At 71.4% G+C, this 16407-nt stretch carries 18 protein-coding genes; 9 read left to right on the top strand and 9 right to left on the bottom strand.

Annotation, left to right across the window (positions count from 1 at the left end; genetic code table 11):
- Positions 1–79: 79 nt before the first annotated feature.
- Positions 80–322 (bottom strand): DUF2630 family protein, encoded by a 243-nt coding sequence (locus tag I6J71_RS31670; protein WP_204090205.1) that lies wholly within the window; start codon positions 320–322, stop codon positions 80–82.
- 87 nt (positions 323–409) lie between these two features.
- Between I6J71_RS31670 and trxA the strand changes: the two genes are divergently transcribed.
- On the top strand, positions 410–784 hold the full coding sequence (gene trxA, locus I6J71_RS31675) for a thioredoxin (protein ID WP_204090206.1): 375 nt from the start codon (positions 410–412) through the stop codon (positions 782–784).
- A 168-nt stretch (positions 785–952) separates the two neighbouring features.
- Here trxA and I6J71_RS31680 read toward each other — a convergent pair whose 3' ends face one another.
- Both I6J71_RS31680 and pruA read right to left on the bottom strand, forming a co-directional pair.
- Positions 953–1882: a proline dehydrogenase family protein gene (locus I6J71_RS31680; protein ID WP_204090207.1), complete on the bottom strand. Its 930-nt coding sequence runs from the start codon at positions 1880–1882 to the stop codon at positions 953–955.
- A gap of 12 nt (positions 1883–1894) precedes the next feature.
- A complete protein-coding gene (gene pruA / locus I6J71_RS31685) occupies positions 1895–3523 on the bottom strand; it encodes an L-glutamate gamma-semialdehyde dehydrogenase (RefSeq protein ID WP_204090208.1) in 1629 nt (542 codons plus the stop codon).
- A gap of 135 nt (positions 3524–3658) precedes the next feature.
- Between pruA and I6J71_RS31690 the strand changes: the two genes are divergently transcribed.
- The 3 genes from I6J71_RS31690 to I6J71_RS31700 are packed head-to-tail and all read left to right on the top strand — an operon-like array spanning position 3659 to position 6416.
- Entirely contained in the window at positions 3659–5254 is a 1596-nt protein-coding gene (locus I6J71_RS31690; RefSeq protein WP_204090209.1) for a CdaR family transcriptional regulator, read from the top strand.
- A 41-nt stretch (positions 5255–5295) separates the two neighbouring features.
- Complete coding sequence (locus I6J71_RS31695; protein ID WP_204090210.1) at positions 5296–5916, top strand: maleylpyruvate isomerase N-terminal domain-containing protein; 621 nt, start codon at positions 5296–5298, stop codon at positions 5914–5916.
- Positions 5913–6416, top strand: coding sequence for an AAA family ATPase (locus tag I6J71_RS31700; protein WP_204090211.1), 504 nt, complete (start codon positions 5913–5915; stop codon positions 6414–6416). Before I6J71_RS31695 ends, I6J71_RS31700 begins: the two co-directional genes overlap by 4 nt.
- 38 nt (positions 6417–6454) lie before the next feature.
- Here I6J71_RS31700 and I6J71_RS31705 read toward each other — a convergent pair whose 3' ends face one another.
- The 4 genes from I6J71_RS31705 to I6J71_RS31720 all read right to left on the bottom strand — a co-directional run bounded on the left by I6J71_RS31705 (position 6455) and on the right by I6J71_RS31720 (position 9544).
- Positions 6455–6700 carry a hypothetical protein gene (locus tag I6J71_RS31705; RefSeq protein WP_239154031.1) on the bottom strand — a complete coding sequence of 82 codons (246 nt, stop codon included), beginning with the start codon at positions 6698–6700 and terminating at the stop codon, positions 6455–6457.
- Positions 6701–6880: 180 nt separating this feature from the next.
- On the bottom strand, positions 6881–7870 hold the full coding sequence (locus tag I6J71_RS31710; protein ID WP_204090213.1) for an LLM class flavin-dependent oxidoreductase: 990 nt from the start codon (positions 7868–7870) through the stop codon (positions 6881–6883).
- 42 nt (positions 7871–7912) lie between these two features.
- Positions 7913–8305, bottom strand: a complete 393-nt coding sequence (locus I6J71_RS31715) for a DUF6221 family protein (protein ID WP_204090214.1) — start codon at positions 8303–8305, stop codon at positions 7913–7915.
- A gap of 216 nt (positions 8306–8521) precedes the next feature.
- A complete protein-coding gene (locus I6J71_RS31720) occupies positions 8522–9544 on the bottom strand; it encodes a DNA polymerase domain-containing protein (protein ID WP_204090215.1) in 1023 nt (340 codons plus the stop codon).
- An 89-nt stretch (positions 9545–9633) separates the two neighbouring features.
- On the opposite strand from I6J71_RS31720, the gene I6J71_RS31725 reads away from it, so the two are divergent.
- From I6J71_RS31725 to msrB, 5 genes are all read left to right on the top strand, one after another.
- Entirely contained in the window at positions 9634–10308 is a 675-nt protein-coding gene (locus I6J71_RS31725; RefSeq protein ID WP_204090216.1) for a TVP38/TMEM64 family protein, read from the top strand.
- A gap of 165 nt (positions 10309–10473) precedes the next feature.
- A complete protein-coding gene (locus I6J71_RS31730) occupies positions 10474–12132 on the top strand; it encodes a serine/threonine-protein kinase (RefSeq protein ID WP_239154032.1) in 1659 nt (552 codons plus the stop codon).
- Positions 12133–12423: 291 nt separating this feature from the next.
- Entirely contained in the window at positions 12424–12684 is a 261-nt protein-coding gene (locus I6J71_RS31735; RefSeq protein ID WP_204090217.1) for a hypothetical protein, read from the top strand.
- 338 nt (positions 12685–13022) lie between these two features.
- Positions 13023–13328: a hypothetical protein gene (locus I6J71_RS31740; RefSeq protein ID WP_204090218.1), complete on the top strand. Its 306-nt coding sequence runs from the start codon at positions 13023–13025 to the stop codon at positions 13326–13328.
- Positions 13329–13347: 19 nt separating this feature from the next.
- Positions 13348–13773 carry a peptide-methionine (R)-S-oxide reductase MsrB gene (gene msrB / locus I6J71_RS31745; RefSeq protein ID WP_204090219.1) on the top strand — a complete coding sequence of 142 codons (426 nt, stop codon included), beginning with the start codon at positions 13348–13350 and terminating at the stop codon, positions 13771–13773.
- A 312-nt stretch (positions 13774–14085) separates the two neighbouring features.
- On the opposite strand, the gene I6J71_RS31750 is transcribed toward msrB, so the two are convergent.
- Positions 14086–14882 (bottom strand): IS5 family transposase gene (locus I6J71_RS31750; protein WP_204096803.1). Its coding sequence is split into 2 segments (ribosomal slippage): positions 14086–14552 and positions 14552–14882, totalling 798 coding nucleotides; the frame shifts between segments, so codons are not numbered across the junction.
- Between the two features lie 139 nt (positions 14883–15021).
- Complete coding sequence (locus I6J71_RS31755; RefSeq protein WP_204090220.1) at positions 15022–16407, bottom strand: CoA transferase; 1386 nt, start codon at positions 16405–16407, stop codon at positions 15022–15024.

Raw genomic sequence — 16407 nt, forward strand, 5'->3', positions numbered from 1 at the left:
AGACAGCAACAGCAGCCGGACAGCTCACACCCGACGAGGCAGCCACTCGACAAACAACCGAAGCACCCCCGTCGGCGCCTTACTGCCGGTACCCCTCGACTTCCCCGACAGAACGCACCTGCGCCTCTTCCGGGTTCTCGTGGAACTCCGTCTTCGCCCGCCGCTGCCGCAGCAGGTCCCAGCACTGGTCGAGCTCCTGCTCCACCCGCGTCAGCCGCGACTGGTCGTCTCCGTTGAGCCCCACGCCCACCGACCGCGACCGGAGTTCGTGCTCCTCCGCGATCAGGTCGTCGATGCGGCCCAGGATCTCTCCGTCAGCCATCGAGTGTCCTCCTCACCTCGTACTACCGGCCCATGACGCTACCCGCAGCCGGGGAATTCCCACCCGGCACCGTCCGTTGAGGGAAGCATGAGCACCGTAGAGCTGACCGCCGCCAACTTCGACCAGACCGTGACCGACAACGAATTCGTCCTGATCGACTTCTGGGCGAGCTGGTGTGGCCCGTGTCGCCAGTTCGCGCCGGTGTACGAGAAGTCCTCGGAGAAGCACTCCGACATCGTCTTCACGAAGGTCGACACGGAGGCCGAGCAGCAGCTCGCCGCCGCGTTCGACATCCGCTCGATCCCGACGCTCGCCGTGATCCGCGACAAGACGCTGATCTACGCGCAGCCGGGCGCGCTGCCGGAGGCCGCGCTCGAGGACCTCATCCGACAGGCCCGCGAGGTCGACATGGACGAGGTGAAGAAGGCGGCCGCCGAGCAGGCCACCCAGGAGCAGGCCTGACGGTTCCGAGCACCGCCGCGCTGAGCGGCCGGACGACTGACCGGGAACGCCGAAGACCCCTCGCACCACGGTGCAAGGGGTCTTCGGCGTTTCGGGCCCGGTGAGCCACCGGAACGCGTGGCTCGGGCACCGATCCGGAGGCTGAGCCACGCGTTCCCGTCAGGGTCGTCAGGATCGCGTCGCGAGACCACGCAAGAAGAACGCGAGGTTGGCCGGCCGTTCCGCGAGGCGGCGCATGAAGTAGCCGTACCACTCGTCGCCGCACGGCACGTACACGCGCATGGTCTTGCCTTCGGCCGCGAGGCGCTTCTGCTCCTCCGGGCGGATGCCGTAGAGCATCTGGAACTCGTGATCGCCCGCCTCGCGCCCGGCATCGGCGGCGAGGCGGGTGGCGATGGCGATCATGCGCGGGTCGTGCGAGGCCACCATGGGGTAGCCCTCGCCGGCCATGAGCACGCGCAGGCAGCGCACGTAGGACTTGTCGACCTCCGCCTTGTCCTGGAACGCCACCTCCTCCGGTTCTGCGTAGGCGCCCTTGCACAGCCGCACCCGGGAGCCCGGGCCGCACAGCTCGCGGCAGTCCTGCTCGGTGCGCCGCAGGTACGCCTGCAGCACCGCGCCCACCCACGGGTACTCGGCGCGCAGTTCCCGCAGGATCGCGAGCGTTGCGTCCGTCGTGGTGTGGTCCTCCATGTCCAGTGTCACCGTCGCGCCCACGGCTTCGGCCGCCGCGCAGATCTTGCGCGCGTTCTCCAGCGCGACGCCCGCACCGTCGCCGGGCAGGAACTGCCCGACGGCCGACAGCTTCACCGACACGTCCGCCCCCGCGGCGAGGCCGTGGGCGGCCAGGGCCGAAAGCAGCTCCTCGTAGGCGCGGACGGTCGTGGCGGCCTGTGTGGCGTCGGTGGTGTCCTCACCGAGGTGGTCGATGGTGATCGACCGGCCGTCGGCGGCCAGTTCACGCGCGGCGCGCACGGCATCCGCGGTCGTGGACCCGGAAACGAAGCGGCGCACGACGGATCGCGTCGCGGGCACAGCTTCGATCAGCGCGCGCATCCGCTTCGATCGGGCGGCCGCGAGCAACGGGGCACGCAACATGGCGGTTCTCCCTCAGCCCTGGTGCGGGTAGCGCACGGTGGTCGGCGGCACGAACGTCTCCTTGATCGAGCGCGGGCTCGTCCAGCGGAGCAGGTTGAAGATCGAGCCCGCCTTGTCGTTGGTGCCCGAGGCGCGGGCCCCGCCGAACGGCTGCTGGCTGACGACGGCACCGGTCGGCTTGTCGTTGACGTAGAAGTTGCCCGCGGTGAACCGCAGCGCTTCCGACGCCTTGGCGACGGCCGCACGGTCGGTCGCGATCACGGAACCGGTCAGCGCGTAGGCCGCGGTCTCGTCGATGACCTTGAGGATCGAGTCGAACTCGCGGTCCTCGTAGACGTGGACCGACAGGATCGGCCCGAAGTACTCGGTGCTGAAGATCTCGTGCTTCGGGTTCGAGGACACCAGAATCGTGGGCTGCACGAAGAAGCCGACGCTGTCGTCGGCGGTGCCACCGGTGAGGATCTCGACCTCGCTGTCGCCCTTGACCCGCTCGAACAGCGCCGCGTGCTTGTCGAACGCGCGCCGGTCGATCACGGCGCCGCCGAAGTTCGACAGGTCGCTGACGTCGCCGTAGGTCAGGGCCTCGGTCTCCGACACCAGGCCGTCCTTCAGCTCCTCCCACACGCTGCGCGGGACGTACGCACGCGAAGCGGCGGAGCACTTCTGGCCCTGGTACTCGAAGGCGCCACGGACGAGCGCCGTGCGCAGCACGTCGACGTCGGCCGACGAGTGTGCGAGCACGAAGTCCTTGCCACCCGTCTCACCGACGAGCCGCGGGTAGCTGCGGTAGCCGGCGATGTTCGCGCCGACGGTGCCCCACAGGTGCTGGAACGTCGCGGTCGAGCCGGTGAAGTGGATGCCGGCGAGGTCGCGGTGCGTCAGCGCCACCTCGGACACGGCCTTGCCGTCACCGGGCAGCAGGTTGATCACGCCCGCCGGCAGGCCCGCCTCTTCGAGCAGCCGCAGGGTCAGGTGCGCGGCGAAGCTCTGCGTCGGCGATGGCTTCCACAGCACCGTGTTGCCCATGAGCGCGGGCGCGGTGGGCAGGTTGCCGGCGATCGCGGTGAAGTTGAACGGCGTGATCGCGTAGACAAAGCCCTCCAGCGGGCGGTGCTCCATGCGGTTCCACACACCGGGCGAGCTGTTCGGCTGCTCGGCGAGCACGCGGTGGCCGAACTGGACGTTGAAACGCCAGAAGTCGGCGAGTTCGCACGCGGAGTCGATTTCGGCCTGCGTCGCGGTTTTCGACTGGCCGAGCATGGTGGCCGCGTTCAGCGTCGCGCGCCACGGGCCGGTCAGCAGGTCGGCGGCGCGCAGCAGCACGGCGGCGCGGTCGTCGAAGGACAGCGCGCGCCACTCAGGCGCGGCCTTCGCCGCCGCGGCGATGGCGTCCTTCGTGTCCTGCTGGGACGCGCTGGAGATGGTGCCGAGCACGTGGCCGTGGTTGTGCGGCTGGACGACATCGATCTTCTCGCCGCCACCAGCGCGCTGCTCGCCGCCGACGGTCACGGTCAGGTCGACGGGACCGGCCTGACCCAGCTTCTTGAGCGCACCCTCCAGCTCGGCGCGCTCGGCGCTACCCGGTGCATACGTGTACACCGGCTCGTTCTTCGGGGCGGGGGTCTGGGTCACGGCGTCCACGGCGGCTCCTCTGTCCTTCTCTTGAGCTTCGTGCTGGTGGGATGCCCGAACGGTAACTCCGGAACGCTCCGCCAGGTTTGTCCGACCGGCTAGAATCAGGGTGATGAACTTGTCCGGTCAGACGAAGGTGTTCGGGTGAGCGCAGACAGTGGCGACGGACTGCCCGCGACGTCGCTCAGGCACGTGCTGGCGACGCTCGGCGAGCCGCTGGTCCGCGTGCTGGTGGCGCCGCGCGGGCTCGGCGTGCGGGTCGACGACGTGGTGATCCTCGACCCGGAGGACCCACCGGAAGCGCACCCAGGCGACCTCGTCCTGGTGATCGGCGCCCGCGGCCGGGCGGCGGCGGCCGCGATCCGGGCGGCCGGGCGCGGCGGCGCGGCCGCGGTGGCCGTGAAAGGCGAGAGCGGCACGGACATCGCGGCCGACGCGGGTGTCGCGCTGCTGACCGTCGGTGCCGAGGCGCGGTGGGAGCAGGTGGAGGCGCTGGCGCGAGGCGTCGTCGACGCGGCCCGCGCGGGCGGCGAAGCGGAGACCGGCGAGGTGCTGGGTGACCTGTTCGCCCTGGCCCAGACGGTCGCGACGCTCACCGGTGGCCTGGTCAGCATCGAGGACACGGCGAGCCGGGTGCTCGCGTACTCGCGGTCGTCCGACGAGGTCGACGAGCTGCGGCGGCTGTCGATCCTCGGCCGCGAGGGACCCGAGCGGTACCTGGCGATGCTGCGCGAGTGGGGCGTCTACCAGCGGCTGCGCGCGGGTGAGGGCATCGTGCGGATCGATGAGCGGCCCGACCTGGGCATCCGGCGGCGCATCGCGGCCGGCATCCACGCGGGGTCACAGCCGCTGGGCACGATCTGGGTGCAGGAGGGCGCCACCCCGCTGACGGAACAGGCCGAGGTGGCGCTGCTCGGCGCGAGCCGCAGCCTGGCGCCGCAGCTGATCCGGGCGCGCACGCTGCCGAGCCCGCAGCTGCGCCTGCGCGAAGACCTCCTGGCCGGTCTGCTCGAGGGCCGCGTCGACGCCGAATCGGTGGCCGACGACATCGGCGCCGACCCCGCGCGACCCGCACAGGTGCTGGCGTTCGCGCTGTCGTCGGCCGGGCCCGCGGCGTCGGACCGGCTGTTGCGGCGGGCGGAACTGGTGCACCTCATCGCCGTGCACACCGCGGCGTACCGGCGCAGCGCCCTGGTGAGCGTGCTGGGCGGCCGGGTGTACGCGCTGCTGCCCGATCTGCCGGAGCACTCGGACGCGGCCGTTCTCTCACTGGCCAAGGAGATCGTCACCGCCGCCGAGCGCCACCTCGACGTGCCGGTGCGCGCCGCGCTCGGCGGCGTGGTGCCGCGACTGTCCGAAGCCGCCGCCTCCCGCGGTGACGCGGACCGTGTGCTGCTCGCCATGGCGCGCGACCGCTGGCCCGAGGCGGTGGCGTCGCTTGCCGACGTCCGCGCCGACGTGCTGCTGTCGGAAGTGCTGGCGTACCTCGGCGAGCAGCCCCGCATCCGCGACCCGCGGCTGACTGCGTTGCGTGCCCACGACGCGGACCACGGCGACATCCTCGTGCCCGCGGTCCTCGCGTACCTCGACGCGTTCGGCGACGTCCGGGCGGCGGCCAAGGCGCTGAACATCCACCCGAACACCGTGCGGTACCGCGTGCGCCGCGCGTCCGAGATCTCCGGCGTCGACTTCGGCGATCCCGCTCAGCGGCTGCTGACCGAGCTGCAGCTGCGGCTCTAGAAATCCGCTGCCGCCGGGAGTTCCGCTCGCTAGGGTGCGGCATGGAGCTTTTCCCCCGGGCCTGGAGCGCCCTGCAGGAAGCAGTCCGTTCACTCGAGGCCCCGCAGTGGGTCGCGCCGTCCGGGTGCGCCGGGTGGCTCGTGCAGGACCTGGTGTTCCACCTGATCATCGGGGCACAGGACATCCTGATCACGCTCGTCACGACCACCGGCGCGCCGGCGACGCGCGACGCCGTGAGCTACTGGCAACCCGGTGCTCCCGGCGACGGCACCGACGCCGAGTCGGCGTTCATCCGGCGCGGCGCCGGAGCGTATTCGGGCCCGGCCGCGCTGACGCACCACTTCGGCGACCTGGCCGTGTCCGCCGGAAAAGCCGCCGCGGCAGCGGATCCCACCGCGCGCGTCGAAACGCGGGACCAAGTTCTGACCGTGGCCGACTACCTCACGATCTACGTGGTCGAGTCCACACTGCACCACCTCGACCTCACCCTGCACCTGTCCGGAGTGGACGAACCGCCGCCCGAAACGCTGGCCGCCACCAGGGGGATCGTCGAACGCGTCGCGGGACGGCCGGCGCCCGCCGCCGACGACCGCGAGGCACTGCTGTTCGCGACGGGGCGGCTGCCCGCGCCGGCCGGGTTCGAGCCGGTGGCGCTCGGGTGATCGTCTGGCTCAACGGGCCGTTCGGCTCCGGCAAGACGTCCACCGCGCGGGAGCTCGCGGACCTGCTGCGCGCACGGATCTTCGACCCGGAGTTCGTCGGTTACCTGCTGCGCGTCCCCTTTCCCGAACCCGCCGGCGACTTCCAGGACCTCGACCTGTGGCGGCCGCTGGTCGTCGAGAACGCGGCGCGGGTGCACGAACACACCGGCGGTCCGCTCGTGGCGCCGCAGACGCTCCTCGTCGAGCGCTACGCCCGCGAGATCTTCACCGGGCTCGCCGAGCGGGGCATCGAGGTCCGCCACTTCGTGCTGCACGCCGACCGGGCCGAGCTGCGCCGCCGCATCGAAGCCGACGAGCCGAGCATCCGGCAGTGGCGGCTCGACCACCTCGAGGCGTACGAAGGCGCGTTGCCGTGGCTGCGGGAAACGGGCACGGTCGTCGACACCGAAGGCACCCCACCGGCGGACGTGGCCAGGAAGATCGCCGCCGCCGTGCGGTGAAGGCTGGGGCGGCAACCACACCGCCCCAGCCTCGGACGTCACGCCGCGACCAGGTTGAACCGCCGCTTTTCGACGTCGATCATCTGGATGCGCACCGACAGCCGCACGCCGACCTCCGGCGCCGCGCCGCGGTCGGTCACCAGCAGGCCGTGCACGCCGGGCGCCACCTCGACGAACGCGCCGAACGGCAGCTGCTGCACGACAACGCCGTCAAGCACGCCGCCCGTGGCGTGCTCGGACAGCCAGCCCCGCCACGCGGATTCCGCTGTGGACAAAGAATTCACCTCCTCTCCGCACTCGTGCTTTCTCCGGTGCGCGAGGAGGTGGCGGGCCGCGGGCCCGCCGGGAGGTCACGGCAAGGCCGGGTACCCCGTCTGCTCACGGCACAACGCCGACCCGGCAGTCATGCGCTCACGCTAGCAGCGCGGCGCGGCGGACGTAAGCGAATTTCCGGCGACGCCGGCTCAGCCGGAGAGAGCCGGCGCGGCCAGCTCCGCGAGCGCGGCGAACGACTCGACGCGCTCGGCCTGGTCGTAGGCGCTCGTGCTGACCAGCAGCTCGTCGGCGCCGGTGGTCTCGACCAGCGCGCCGAGCCGGTCGGTCACCTCGGCCGCGGTGCCGCCGATCTGGGTCGCGACGATGTCGTCGAGGCGGCTGCGCTCGCGGCCGGTCATGGGCAGCGCCAGGATCTCGTCGACCGGCGACAGCGGCGGGAAAACGCCGTGGCTGCGGGAGTACACCGTGGACCAGGCCTCCGGGACGAGCAGCCGGCGCGCCGCCTCGGTCGTGTCCGCGACGGCGACCGCGGTCGACACGACGACGTACGGCTCCGCGCCGGTGAACCGGTCGCGGTAGCGCCGGATGGCCTCGGCCATCGCCCGCTCCCCGTGGGCCGGCGCGATCACCAGCGGCAGGCCCAGCTCGGCGGCGAGGTCCGCGCCGGCGCCGGTGGCCAGCAGGAACACCGGGAGGTCCAGGCCTTCGGCCGGAATCGCGTGCACACCCGGGTAGATGGTCTGGTCCCCGCGGAAGAAGCCGAGGAGTTCGCGGACCTGCGCGCCGAAGCCGGCAGCGGCCTCGCGGCCCTGGCCGAGCGCGCGCCGCACGCCGTCGGTGAACCCGACGGATCGGCCCAGCCCCAGGTCGATGCGCCCGGGGAACAGCGACTCCAGCACCCCGAACTGCTCCGCCACCACGAGCGGCCGGTGGTTCGGCAGCATCACCCCACCGGTCCCGACGCGGATCCGCGCCGTCACCGACGCCACGGCGGCCGCCAGCACCGTCGGCGCCGAGCCGGCGACCCCGGGCACGCTGTGGTGCTCCGACACCCAGAACCGGTGGTACCCCAGCGCCTCGATCTCCCGCGCGAACGCCACCGTGTCCCGAAGCGCCTGCGCGCTGCCCCGCCCACGCCGGGCGGGTGAGCGGTCGAGCACGGAGATCCGGAGCGTCACCTCAGGGACAACACGAGCCGCAGGCCCCGGATTCCCCTCGGGTCAGGGCCGCCAGCGTTCGCTGTAGTCGGGGTGGTCGGCGTAGGGCAGGGCGAGCAGCCGCAGCGTCAGGCACCAGTTCGACCCGGCCTCGTCGGCGGGCACGTTGCAGGTCTCGCACCAGTACTCGCTGCCGTACAACGGAAAGCCGGGCACCTTCTCGGACACGGTGGTGCGGTGCGCGAGCATGATGCGCCGGGTGGCTTCGACCTCGTTGATCATCTGGTTGACGACGTCGAGTTCGAGGTCGCCGAGCGAGCGCACGCGCTGCTCGACCGAGACCTTCGTCTCGCCCCGGTTGAGCGCCTCACCGGTCTTCGCCTTCTGCACCGCCTGCATGATCAGCGCCTGCCGCTGACCGACCCGCGCGGCGAGGAACGCGATCAGGTCGTCCACGAAGAGCCTCCCTCCTCAAGCCTGGCTCCTCCGTCCGGTCGCGGCGCGCAGCCAGGGCGTTACGCCGCAGACACGAAACGGGCTACCCCCGGGCCCGCCGCACGCTACTCGCGTCCCGGTCTGACCTGCGGGAACGTTATGCAGCCGTGAAGGTGGAAAATCTCGCGTCCGGCCGAAGTTGATCACCGTGCGTGAGCACCCGTGGCGAAAGGGTGATCACTCGGTGTCGGCCCGCGCCTTGCTCGGCTGCACGCGCTTGGGTTCACCCGGCATCTTCGGGTAGTCCGGCGGATAGGGCAGTTCTGCCCCGCCGAGGTCGCGGTCGTCACGTTCGTACCACTCCAGCAGGGTTTCGAGCCCGAACGCCGTTTCGTCCATGGGCGCGTGCAGATCGCCGTGCTCCGCCAGGAACGCGGGCACGGTCAGCACGTCGAAGTCGTCCGGGTGCACCTCGTCGAGCAGCGCCCACGTCAGCGGCGTCGACACGGTCGCGCGCGGCGTGCCGCGGACCGACCACGTCGACGCGACGGTCCGGTCGCGCGCCGCCTGGTTGTAGTCCAGGAACACGCGTCCGCCGCGTTCCTCCTTCCACCACGAAACCGTGGCTTTGTCCGGGATGCGGCGTTCGACCTCGCGCCCGAGCGCGATCACCGCGTGGCGCACGGCGATGAAGTCCCAATCCGGCCGTACCCGCACGAGCACGTGGACGCCGCGGCCGCCGGACGTCTTCGGGTAGCCGGTGAGCCCGGCGTCGGCCAGGACCTCGCGGACGACCTTCGCGACGGCGACGGCGTCGTCGAAGCCGGCCGAGTCCGGTGGGTCCACGTCGATCCGCAGCTCGTCCGGATGGTCCACATCGGACCGCCGGACGGGCCAGGGGTGGAAGTCGAACGTGCCGAGGTTGGCCGCCCACGCAAACACCGCGGGTTCGGTCGGGCATACCTCGTCGGCGGTGCGGCCGGACGGGAACGTGATCTTCGCCGTCTGGACCCACTCCGGCGCGCCCTTGGGCACGCGCTTGGCGTAGAACCACTCGCCCTCGACGCCGTCGACGTAGCGCTTGAGCGTGGTCGGCCGCTCGCCGATCGCGCGCAGCAGCGGCTCGCCCACGGCGAGGTAGTGCTCCACGACCTGGCGCTTGGTGATGCCACGCTGCGGGAAGTAGACCTTGTCCGGGCTCGTCACCCTGACGGTGCGCTCCCCCACCTGGTATTCGACCGGATCGCCGTGTTTGGGCATGGGCCCACCGTAGCCGGATCCGGGCCGCGCGATGGCCTTTCGCAAGTGGGAGTGCACTTCCGGGAACACCGTGCCCTACCGTGGAGCGGGTGTCCGGCAGAACCAAGCTGATCCTCGCGCTCGCTGTGCTCGCCCTTCTCGCGGGGGCCGCGGTGTTCCTGCCGATCCCCGGCCCGGCCGAGTTGCGGCGCTGGGCGCAGGCGACGGGGCCGGCGACGCCGCTGGTGCTGCTCGTCGCGTACTCGGTGCTGACCGTGGCGCCGATTCCGCGCACCGTGTTCAACCTCGCCGCGGGGCTGCTCGTGGGGAGCGTCGCCGGGATCGTGATCGGGCTGGTCGGGACCACGATCGCCGCCGGGCTCTCGTTCGGCCTGGCGCGGCTGCTGGGCCGTGATCTCGTGCTGCGGCACCTGCATCGCGCGCCGGTGCGCGTGGTCAACGACCGGCTCTCGGGCGGCGGTGTGCTGGCGATCACGTCACTGCGGCTGATCCCCGTGGTGCCGTTCGCGCCGCTGAGCTACCTGTGCGGCGTGTCGTCGGTGAAACTGGTCCCCTACCTGGTCGGAACGGCCCTGGGCAGCGTCCCCGGCACGGTCGCCGTGGTGGTGCTGGCCGACGCGCTGACGGGCGACACGCCGCCCGCACTGCTGGCCTGTTACGCCGTGTTCGCGGTGGCCGGCGCCGTCGGCCTGGTCAGGGTGCTGAAGAACCGCGCGCCGGTGCCCGAGGCGGAACAGCCCGCCGCGTCCGCACCGGCTGGCTGACGGCGGCGACGTCTGCCCGACCGCTACACTCATTCGGGTGCGCGAGGGGAATCCGCGCTGTGTAAGGCCACGATCACCGGGATTTCGTCAGGAGCGGTCGCCATCGACACCGGGCAGCTGATCGCGGGGCACTACCGCCTCGTCGAGCACATTGGTAGCGGTGCCATGGGTGTGGTGTGGCGCGCGGTCGACGTGCGGCTCGAGCGAACGGTCGCGATCAAGCAGATCCTCCCGCAGCCGGGGGTGTCGGAGGCCGAACGCGACAACATGCGCCAGCGCGCCATGCGCGAGGCCAAGAACGCCGCCCGCTTCCAGCACCCGAACGCGATCGTCGTCTTCGACATCGCCGAACACGGCGGCGACCCGTGCCTCGTCATGGAATACCTCAACGGGCCGAGTCTCTCGGCCGTGCTGGCCGAGCAGGGCACGCTGCCCGTCGGCCAGGTCGCGCGCATCGGGGAGCAGGTGGCCGCCGCGCTCGTGGCCGCGCACCGCGCCGGCATCGTCCACCGCGACGTGAAGCCGGGCAACATCCTGATCGACGAGATCGGCACCGCGAAGATCACCGACTTCGGCATCTCCCGCGCGGCCGGCGACATGACGCTCACCCAGACCGGCCTCATCGGCGGCACCCCGGCCTACCTCGCGCCCGAGCTCGCGCGCGGCGCCGACCCCGTGCCCAGCTCCGACGTGTTCGCCCTCGGCGCGACCCTGTACCAGGCCATCGAGGGCCAGACGCCGTACGGCAACACCACCAACCAGCTCGCGCTGCTCTACGCGGCCGCGAACGGCCAGATCAACCCGCCGACGCAGGCCGGCCCCGCGACTGCGCTGCTGATGTCGCTGCTGCGCAGCGAGCCCGGCGAGCGCCCGAGCATGGCGGAGGCGCGCGAAGGCCTCGCCAAGCTGGCGTCGGGCGAACCGGCCACCCCGAAGCTCCTGTCCGGCCCGGCCGCTGGTGCTGCAGGCGCCGCTGGTGCGGCCGCCGCTGGTGCCGCGCCCGACCGTGGCGGCGCGCGTCCGCCGTGGCAGCGCTTCGACGCCCCGAAGCCCGCCGCCGCGCCGATCCCCACGCAGAAGGCCCCGTCGAACCCGCCCCGCACCCCGACTGCGGCGTTCATGCCGATGCGCTCCCCCGCGGCGCCGCCCAGCACCCCGCCGCGCCCCCAGCCGGCGGTCCGCCCGACCCAGCAGCAGCCCCGCACCCCCGCCACCACCGCGGCGGCGCCGAACTACCGCGCCGCGTCCGCCGGCGGCGGTCCGGACCACGACCGCAAACGCAAGATCGCCCTCCTCGCCGGCGGCGCGGCGGCCGTCGTGGTCATCGCGGTCGTGGTGTTCCTCGTCCTCAGCTCCACCAGCGGTGGCGGCTCGAACGGGACCGACAACACCGCACAGCAGCCACGGCAGACGAACTCCGCCGGTGCACCGGGGACGCCCACCAACAGCCCCTCGCCGACTCCGCCCGTCGCGGGTCTCGGCCAGACGCCGAACCAGGGCAAGCTCGATTTCAGCCCCGCCGGCCAGCGGGTGATCGACTTCTACAGCTTCCCCGAGAACACCGAGGCGGCTTGGGGCATGCTGACCACTGCCGCGCAGCAGGTGTACGGCAACAAGCAGGCTTTCAGCCAGTATTGGCAGCAGTTCAAGTCGGTGAGCAGCCGGGGCGCCCGCGGCGCGTTCAACACGGACGGCTCGGTGAACATCACCGTCACGGTGGTCTTCCCCGACCACACCGAAAGCCGCGTGTTACGTGTGATCAACTCCAACGGTCAGCTGCTCATCGACGCGAACACGAAAGCCAGCCAGGACGTCACCCAATAGCAGGTTGCGCTCAAGTGCCCTGGCAGCCGAGACGTCGCGATCCGCAGGAAACGTGCCGCCGTTCCCGCTCAGCGCGACATTACGTGCTTTTGTCACCTATTCGACGGCTTACCGGGCACCTGGTGCACGCAATATTTCTACCGAGTGAGAAAATGAACGATTTCCACTGAACCGGGCCTCCGCGCCAGACGAGCGCTAACCGTCACCCCGTCAGCCACCGCGTTGCTCGCGGGGCTCAGCATGCAAGCGGACGCTGCGCCCTCAGCCACCAAGAAAAGTGTGCCAGGCGCGATGGTGACGACGTATCAGGCGGTGAACATCCGACAGACGCCCTGGTCGTCCAGCCAACGACTCGGTGGCTACCCAGCGGACTACACGGTTTACGGCCTTTGCTGGGTGCACGGCGAACCGATTTCTGACAATGGCGTCGTCCGGAATGACATTTGGGTTTCAACCGGGGTCCTGAACGGCGTCCATTCGTATTTCATCATCGCCGTTTACCTGAAGGGCGATGCGCTGGGCGGGATGCCGGCGGGAGCGCAGTGCGCCTAGCCAGCGGACGGAAGTGGTGGACCGCCGACTACCGCCAACGTGCCCACCACTTCCGTGAGCGGCTCATGCGTGTCGATCCACACAGCCGACTTCCGCAGCGGTGGAGACAGCGAGCGCCGCGTCGATGCGGTTCTCGCACCATCGGCGGAGGTGAGCCGGTCCCGAGTCCGGGTCCACCGCGTGGTAACCGCGCTGTCGCGGGGAGTTGAGAACGGTGAGGCCGCACGTGCCGGACATGCCGGTCACGAAGGTCAGCGACCCGTGGTCCACGCTCGACGCGAGTGAGACTCACCGCGCAGGGAGTGTGCTGAGCAGGCGCGATGGCCTACCGTGGTGCCATGGCCGACAGCGGAGCTCAGCAGCCGGGCTGGAGTCCTCGGTTCCACGAGGACCTGGTCGGGCTGGATCCGTACGACCCGGAGGCTCGCGCGTTCGCCGCGCACCTCGACCGGATGGAGCGCACGGGCCCGACGTTCACCGTCGAAGCGTGCCTCGACCAGGTCGCCGACTTCGCCGATTCCAGCAGCCGCGCGGGCGGGCTGCGCTACTGGGTTTCGGCGCTCATCGTGGCCCTCATCGTGCTCGGGGTGATCGTCACCGCATGGGACATCGTGACCCACGCGATCGCGTTCCTCGCGGGGTAACGTGGACGTGGTGAAAGGTATGAAACCCGTGGTCGGCACCACGCCCCGTGTGGTGAAGTCCGAGCAGGAGTGGCGGGCGCAGCTCAGCCCCGAGGAGTACGCGGTGCTGCGCCAGGCCGGCACCGAGCGGCCGTTCACCGGCGAGTACACCGACACCAAGACCACCGGTGTCTACGAGTGCCGGGCCTGCGGCGCGGAGCTCTTCCGCAGCGACACGAAGTTCGAAAGCCACTGCGGCTGGCCGTCGTTCTTCGACCCGGCCGACTCCGACGCCGTGCTGCTGCGCGAAGACCGCACCCTCGGGATGCGCCGCATCGAGGTGCTCTGCGCGTCCTGCCACAGCCACCTCGGCCACGTCTTCGAGGGCGAGGGCTACGACACGCCGACCGACCAGCGTTACTGCATCAACTCGATCTCGCTGAAGCTCACCCCCGCTTCCGAGTGACGACCCGGTGCCCTCCCCGCGGGGAGGGCATCTCCATTCCACGGGAACTGCGCCGCAGGCGGCATCGGTTGTGCCGGCCCCACCTGGCGAAGCGCGCGGTGGGGGTCCACCGACGCCGAGGGTGAGGTAGCAGACCGTGAACGACTCCTGGGCATACTGACCAGCACGCCCGCGCCGGCGCGCCCGACCGCCTGCCGGTCGAATCCGGTGTCCTGCTCGGCAAAGGCCGTCGCCTGATCGCCCACCTGCACACGGCTCGAAATCCCGGGCGACGAGCGCTTCGAAGTCCGCGTCGACACCTAAGAGCTTGTCTCATTTGGCGAGTTTCTTGTGGCAGGTGATGGTGGCGGCGAGGGTGAGGAAGGCGAGGTAGTGGCCGGCTTTGCGTTCGTAGCGGATGGTCAGTCGCCGGTAGCCGGTCAGCCAGGCGATGGACCGTTCGATCACCCACCGGTGTTTGCCGAGTTTCTCGGCGGATTCGATGCCCTTGCGGGCGATGCGCGGGACGATCCCGCGCTGGCGCAGCCAGGCGCGCAGGGCGGGGATGTCGTAGGCCTTGTCGGAGTGGAGTTTGGCCGGTTTCCGGCGCCGCGGTCCGCGGCGCGATCGGATCGGCGGCAGCGCGTTGACCAGAGGTCTGAGCGCGTGGCTGTCGTGAGTGTTGGCCGCGGAGATCGCGACGGTCAGGGGCAGCCCGGCCCCGTCGGACAGTACGTGGATCTTCGAGCCCGGTTTGCCGCGGTCGACCGGGCTCGGACCGGTCAGACCGCCCCCCTTTTGGCCCTGACGGATGCTCCGTCGAGGACCGCGCGAGACCAGTCGATCAAACCCCGGCCGCCCAGTTCGTCCAGCACTGCCTGATGCAACTGCCGCCACAGCCCGGCCTCGGTCCATTCGGTGAACGTCCGGTGCGCCGTGGGCACCGATACCCCGAACGAGGGCGGCAGGTGCCGCCACGCACAACCACTGGTCAACACGAACACGATCGCCGTGAACACCGCCCGCGGATCAGTCCGCGCACGACCACCACCCTGCGGACGCTCCTTTGCCGGCGGGACCAGCGGTTCCACCAACGCCCACAAGTCATCGGGCACCAGCCGTTGCGACAGCGAGTCGATCACGGTACAAGATCATTGCAGCCCAGCGGGAAAGATCCAAACGAGACACGCTCTAAGCCGCCACGCACCCGAAACCGGACTGCGCCCCCCGCCTTCTCGGCGTGGCTCGGCGGACGTCGGCGCCGCCGGTTCAGGTGGTAACGGGGTGCCACACCGCGCTGTCGGCCCCTGGCAGGTGCGACGCGTGGTCCCAGTGCGGCGGCGCGCCCGGCAGCTCGCCGGCCATGCGCACGCGCGTGAGCCTGCCGAAGTCGCTGTCGACCTCTTCGACGAGGTCCGCGTGGTCGACGAGGGCGGGGTAGTCCATTCCGGACGGTCCGGAGTCCTTGCGGCCCAGGGAATCCAGCCAGCGGCCCGTGCCGGCGAGCGAGAGCCGCACGTGCCGGCTGCCGCCCTCTTCGACGGTGCGGCGCACGGCCGTCATGATGGCCGCGGCCGCGAGCCAGCCCGTCGTGTGGTCGAGCGCCTGCGCGGGCAGCGGCACGGGCCGGTCGGCACCCGCGACGCGCGCGCCCTCGTCGGCGATGCCCGACGACATCTGCACCAGGCTGTCGAACCCGCGCCGCCGCGCCCACGGGCCGGCCCAGCCGTACGCGGAGAGATCGGCTGTCACGATGCCCGGCCGCAGTTCGGCGAGCTCCTCCGGGCCGAACCCGATTCGGGCGAGGGCGCCGGGGCGGAACGACTGCAGCACCACGTCGGCGCGCGCGACGAGCTTCTTCAGCTTCGCTCGCCCGCCTTCGGTGTCGAGCGCGACGAACGCGGATCGTTTGCCGTGCCCGGTGTCCATCGTCAACGCGGGAATGCGCGGCAGGTGCGCGGCGCCGACGTGCAGCACGTTCGCGCCGTGCGCCGCGAGCACGCGCCCGGCGACGGGGCCGGCGAGCACGTGCGTCAGCTCCAGCACGCGCACGCCGCCGAGCGGCCGGTCGGAGTCGAACACCACCCGCTTCGGTGCGTCGCCGATCTGCCGGATCTCCACGAGGGGCAGGTCCGCCACGGCCCGGCCTTGCGGGTGCTCGAGCCACTCCGCACGCGAGCGCATGAGCGCGGCCGCACCGCCCGCGGTGACCACGGCCGACTCGACCTCGGCGGCGGGCCGCCCGGCCACGGCCTTCGCCACGGCCTCGCGCTGCGCGGGCACACCGAGCGCCCAGCAGATGGCGGCTTCGTGACGCGGGTAGTTGGCGTGCAGCTTCAGCCAGCCGTCGGCCGCGCGGTAGTCGCCCGCGATCGGGCCCCACGGGCTCGGCGGCGGCTCGCCGTTCACGCGCAGGAACGCCTCGCTGAGGATCGCGGCCGCGGCGTGCCGCGCGTCGACGCCGACGGCGCCGGCCTCGATGCCGCGCAGCCGCAGCAGTTCGGCGGCTGCGAGCGTGGCCGCGCCGACGCCGGCCGAAGCGGCGGCCGCGACGCGGAACGTCCCCGGGAGCACGGATTCGTCGCCGGTCAGGGAAACGGGCGGGAGGGAATCGCCGGTGAGCGTCCGCCACACCCCGGCCAGCACGTCCTGCAC

The organism is Amycolatopsis sp. FDAARGOS 1241 (genome assembly GCF_016889705.1).
In the GTDB taxonomy this organism is placed as follows: Bacteria; Actinomycetota; Actinomycetes; order Mycobacteriales; family Pseudonocardiaceae; genus Amycolatopsis.

Excerpts from the sequence above, each read along its gene's own strand:
- I6J71_RS31670 (WP_204090205.1), bottom strand. The coding sequence starts at position 322 with ATGGCTGACGGAGAGATCCTGGGCCGCATCGACGACCTGATCGCGGAG.
- trxA (WP_204090206.1), top strand. The coding sequence starts at position 410 with ATGAGCACCGTAGAGCTGACCGCCGCCAACTTCGACCAGACCGTGACC.
- I6J71_RS31680 (WP_204090207.1), bottom strand. The coding sequence starts at position 1,882 with ATGTTGCGTGCCCCGTTGCTCGCGGCCGCCCGATCGAAGCGGATGCGC.
- I6J71_RS31695 (WP_204090210.1), top strand. The coding sequence starts at position 5,296 with ATGGAGCTTTTCCCCCGGGCCTGGAGCGCCCTGCAGGAAGCAGTCCGT.
- I6J71_RS31720 (WP_204090215.1), bottom strand. The coding sequence starts at position 9,544 with ATGCCCAAACACGGCGATCCGGTCGAATACCAGGTGGGGGAGCGCACC.
- I6J71_RS31730 (WP_239154032.1), top strand. The coding sequence starts at position 10,474 with ATGGGTGTGGTGTGGCGCGCGGTCGACGTGCGGCTCGAGCGAACGGTC.
- I6J71_RS31735 (WP_204090217.1), top strand. The coding sequence starts at position 12,424 with ATGGTGACGACGTATCAGGCGGTGAACATCCGACAGACGCCCTGGTCG.
- I6J71_RS31740 (WP_204090218.1), top strand. The coding sequence starts at position 13,023 with ATGGCCGACAGCGGAGCTCAGCAGCCGGGCTGGAGTCCTCGGTTCCAC.
- msrB (WP_204090219.1), top strand. The coding sequence starts at position 13,348 with ATGAAACCCGTGGTCGGCACCACGCCCCGTGTGGTGAAGTCCGAGCAG.